Annotated in this window: 2 protein-coding genes; one reads left to right on the top strand and one right to left on the bottom strand. The window is 75.9% G+C overall.

The window, feature by feature from the left end:
* Positions 1 to 83: 83 nt before the first annotated feature.
* Complete coding sequence (fmt, locus tag EF918_RS34900; RefSeq protein ID WP_125652870.1) at positions 84 to 1,028, bottom strand: methionyl-tRNA formyltransferase; 945 nt, start codon at positions 1,026 to 1,028, stop codon at positions 84 to 86.
* Between the two features lie 233 nt (positions 1,029 to 1,261).
* Here fmt and EF918_RS34895 point away from each other — a divergent pair, with 233 nt between their 5' ends.
* Positions 1,262 to 1,765: a hypothetical protein gene (locus tag EF918_RS34895; protein ID WP_125652869.1), complete on the top strand. Its 504-nt coding sequence runs from the start codon at positions 1,262 to 1,264 to the stop codon at positions 1,763 to 1,765.
* The last annotated feature ends 607 nt before the right edge of the window (positions 1,766 to 2,372 follow it).

Genomic DNA, 2,372 nt, shown 5'->3' with positions numbered 1-2,372 from the left:
GCCCGGAAGCGGGGGTCGGGGCCCGAAGGCCCGGAAGCGGGGGTCGGGGCCCGGAGGCCCCGGTGGTCGGGGAACGGTCCCCCTCAGCCTACGTCGGGGGCGCCGACCCGCTCACCAGGAGCGATCCGCACCCCGCGGGCCCAGTCCGCGCCCCGCATCGGCTTCTTGCCCTGCGGCTGCACCCACAGCAGCTCCACCGCGTGCGAGCCGGTGCCGACGTACACGTTGTTCTTGGCCACGGACAGCTCGCCCGGGGCGAGGTCGGTCCGGTCACCCACCAGGCCCAGCGCGATCAGCTTCAGGCGCTCGCCGCGGAAGACCGTCCAGGCGCCCGGGGCCGGGGTGCAGCCGCGCACCACGCGGTCGGCCCGCAGGGCCGGCGCGGTCCAGTCCACCCGGGCGTCCTCGACGGTGATCTTCGGGGCCAGGGTGATGCCCTCGGCCGGCTGCTCGACGGCGCGCAGGCTGCCGTCCTCGATGCCGTCCATGGTGGCGGCCAGCAGGCCGGCGCCCGCGAAGGCCAGCCGGGTCAGCAGGTCACCGCTGGTGTCGGTGGGGCGGATCTCCTCGGTCAGCACGCCGAACACCGGGCCGGAGTCGAGGCCCTCCTCGATCCGGAAGGTCGAGGCGCCGGTGACCTCGTCGCCCGCCATGATCGAGTGCTGCACGGGCGCGGCGCCGCGCCAGGCCGGCAGCAGCGAGAAGTGCAGGTTGACCCAGCCGTGCGCCGGGATGTCGAGCGCGTTCTTCGGGAGCAGGGCACCGTAGGCGACCACCGGACAGCAGTCCGGGGCGATCTCGCGCAGCCGTGCCTGGAAGTCCTCGTCGCGCGGCCGGACCGGCTTGAGCACCTCGATCCCGGCCTCCTCCGCCCGCTGGGCGACGGGGCTGGCGACCATCCGCCGGCCGCGCCCGGCGGGGGCGTCGGGCCGGGTGACCACGGCGGCGACCTCGTGCCGCCCGGAGGCGATGAGGGCGTCCAGGGCGGGGACGGCCACCTCGGGGGTGCCTGCGAAGACCAGCTTCACTGGGGTCCTACCTCGCTCTCTCGGCTGTCAGCAGCGCACCAGTCTATGAGGTCGGCGCGCAGGGGGCGTACGCACATCTGCGCGCCTCTCGCATATGCCGACACGCCCCGGGAGCGTGACTCCTCGCCCCATGGCGCGTTGGGTCAAGAGAGATTGACCCCAAACGGGCCGCCGCGATCGCACGTCACTTGCGGCCCGGTCCGCTCCTCAGCACCGGTTCGAGAGGCTTGTTCATGGCCGACCACGCCACCCACGACGCCCAAGCGCGAGCCAGCCTGCACCTGCTGGTGCGGGACATCGAGCGGGTCCGCCGACAGGTGGATGCCCTGCGTACGCTCACCGCCCAGCTCGGGAACGTGTACCGCCCGCGCCGCTCCGGTCCCTCCACGGGGTTCGTCGTCTACGGCCGCGCCCCGGCACCCACCGTACGCCTCGCGCAGGAACTGCGCGACAGCGTCGAGACGTTGGTGACCGCCGCCGTCGACTTCGACCGTTCGCTCGGTTTCTCGTGGGACGCGGTGGGTTCCGCGCTGGGAGTCACCAAGCAGGCCGTGCACCGGCGTTACGGGGCCCGCCGGGCGCAGGCCGCCGAGGCGGCGGAGCCGATGGCCGAGGGCACGACCACCCGGACGCTGGGCATGCCCACCGTGCCGGCGGCCCGCGCCGTACCGCCCCAGCCCCTCCGCGAGGAGCCGGCCGCCCGCACAGCGGCCTTCCCCGGCCCCCGCAACGGCTGACCAGGCCTACCCGGCGGAGCCTTGCCACATGCGACTCCGCCGCGGGTGCCGTCGCCGCCGCCGTTTGCGGGCCCGGGGCGGGCCGGCCGCGCAGTTCCCCGCGCCCCTGGAGGCCGAGCTCCGGCCCGGCCCCCGTCCTGCGCCACCGGGCCCGACGCCTACCGGCTCCACCGCGGACCACCGACCGCACGCGGAGTGCGGGGCCGTGGGGGCCGGCCGCGCAGTTCCCCGCCCCCTGGAGGCAGGGCTCCGGACCGGCTTGCCCCGGGCCGCCCGGGCACGGCGCCGCCGCGAAACACCGACCGTCCGCGGAGTGCGGACCCCTGGTGGCTGATCGCGCAGTTCCCCGCGCCCCCAGAGGCCGAGCTCCGGACCGGGCTCGCCATGCGCCACCCGGCCCGGTGCCTCCCCGGCGCGGCCCCACCGCGAAACACCGACCGTCCGCGGACCGCGAACCCCGGGCGGCTGATCGCGCAGTTCCCCGCGCCCCCAGAGGCCACGCTCCGGCCGGACCGAAGCCACCCCCAGGCCGCCGGCGCCCCCCCCCGGCGGAGCCGGATCTTCAGGGGCTGTCCCTTATAAACATCGGACGCTGCCGGAGACGGAG

The sequence above is a fragment of the Streptomyces sp. WAC06614 genome (assembly GCF_003949795.1).
GTDB lineage: Bacteria > Actinomycetota > Actinomycetes > Streptomycetales > Streptomycetaceae > Streptomyces.
Note: the sequence above shows the minus strand (reverse complement) of the source record. Positions and strands in the feature narration are given on the sequence as shown.

Bases quoted from the DNA above. Each gene is read 5' to 3' on its own strand.
- EF918_RS34895 (WP_125652869.1), top strand. From the start codon at position 1,262: ATGGCCGACCACGCCACCCACGACGCCCAAGCGCGAGCCAGCCTGCAC.